This window comes from Streptomyces sp. NRRL S-495 (genome assembly GCF_000966955.1).
Classification (GTDB): domain Bacteria; phylum Actinomycetota; class Actinomycetes; order Streptomycetales; family Streptomycetaceae; genus Kitasatospora; species Kitasatospora purpeofusca.
In genome coordinates this window covers 1-1,596 of record NZ_JZWY01001051.1, presented here as the reverse complement: position 1 = coordinate 1,596, position 1,596 = coordinate 1, and the positions used below count along the sequence as shown (strand labels likewise).

Here is a 1,596-nt window from a genome sequence, read left to right as displayed (position 1 = left end):
CGACGGCGACGGCCGACCGCCGATGAGTGTCGTGTCCGGCCTCGGTCGGCTCGCCGCCGTCGGTCCGTACTTCGCTCTGGACACGGCCGAGGCGCCCGGGCAGGGCCCCCCGCCGGGCTTTCGACCGCTGCGGGAGTTCTACGCCCCGGGCCAGGACGGCCTGTTGGCGGGCCGGCTCCGGGAGGTCGGCCGGAGGCTGGGCACGACCGAGTCGCGGGTCGCGGCCTCGATCCTGCACCTGGGCCTGGCCTCCAGGTTCTGCTCGGTGGGTCTCGGCGCCGCCGTACTGGTCGGCGAAGTGCCCGACCTGACTCCCGATGAAGCGTGGCTCCGCGTCCCCGAACAGGGGCCGATCGACCTCTGGGCTCCCTGTCCGCCCACGTCGACGGCACAGCCCGCCTCCGAGGACGCGCACACCTCGGCCGATCCGGGCCAACTCGCCGACCGGTTCCGCCGGACCGTCGTCGAGGGGCAGTTGACGGAGCTGGCGGCGGCAGTCCGCTCCACGGTGCCGCTCTCCGACGGGCTGCTCCGGGGAAACGCGGCCTCCGCCCTGGCCGGCGCCCTGCGCATGCTGGACGCCCACATCGCGCAAGCGGCCCCCGACCAGACCTCCGCGAATCCGGGGCTGGCGCGGTTCCTGGTCGCCCACGTGCTCGACCACCCGCCCCTGGCCGGCACCGGAACCCTGACCGTCGGCAGCGCTCGGGCCGGCACCGGGTTCCGACGCACCAGCTGTTGCCTCTACTACCGGGTCGGTCCGCAGGCGGGCGTCTGCGGTGACTGCTGCTTCACCCGACCACCACGCCGCCCCTGAGCCGAAAGGAACCAAGGGTCGAAAGGAGCCAGGGGTGGGCCGGACGCCCGGCCCACCCGGCGACCCGAACGCAGTCCCGGCGCCCTACCGCTCCAGCGTCGCGGCCAGCAGGTTGGGGTCGCTCCTTGAGTAGAAGGCAGCACTCGACACATACACCCGATCACCCCGGATCCCGACCGAGGTCGGGTTGGAGAGGCCGTCCGAGGCGTCGAGAACGGTGTGCCGAGTACCGTCACCGCGGAGGTAGACGGCCTCGCTGGAGGTGTTGAGCGCTGCGATCAGCTCGTCACCGGCCCCGACGAAGGCGAAGTCGTCGAGCCCTGCGAGCCCGTCGGCGCGGACCTCGACCGGGCCGGCGGAGCCGTCCTGACCGATCGGGATTCGCAACAGCGAGCCACTGTCGGTGTTGCTGACCCAGACGGCACCGCGGTGCACCTTCAGGCCGTTGGCGCCGAAAGCGCCGGTGGGCTTGAGGAGGGCGTCGTCGGACCAGACCACCACCGGGGCGCCGCCGGTCGTCGGCACGACCCGGACCAGGCCGAGCGCCGAGTCGGCGGAGTACAGCACGCCGGCGTGCTCGTCCAGCGCGAGGCCGTTGGGCAGGCTGTTCGCGGGGAGGGCGGCGATGCGCTCCGGCTCGCCGCCGGGGCAGAGCCTCCAGATACCGGTGAGGTCCTCGGTGCCGGTGGCGTAGGCGAAGTACAGCGTGCCGTCGTGGGCGCGGGCGAGGCCCGAGACGGCGGCGGCGCCGATGACCGGGGTCGCGGGGTGTGCGGGTG

At 73.7% G+C, this 1,596-nt stretch carries 2 protein-coding genes; one reads left to right on the top strand and one right to left on the bottom strand.

Going from position 1 to position 1,596, the window contains the following annotated elements:
• The first annotated feature begins 22 nt into the window (after window positions 1-22).
• The gene (locus VR45_RS38730) at window positions 23-817 is read left to right on the top strand and encodes a (2Fe-2S)-binding protein (protein ID WP_045944652.1); all 795 of its coding nucleotides are present in this window, start codon (window positions 23-25) and stop codon (window positions 815-817) included.
• Window positions 818-901: 84 nt separating this feature from the next.
• Here the strand turns inward: VR45_RS38730 and VR45_RS38725 are convergent.
• On the bottom strand, window positions 902-1,596 hold a 695-nt coding region (locus VR45_RS38725; RefSeq protein ID WP_045944651.1), incomplete at its 5' end, for a hypothetical protein.

Bases quoted from the DNA above. Each gene is read 5' to 3' on its own strand.
- VR45_RS38730 (WP_045944652.1), top strand. From the start codon at position 23: ATGAGTGTCGTGTCCGGCCTCGGTCGGCTCGCCGCCGTCGGTCCGTAC.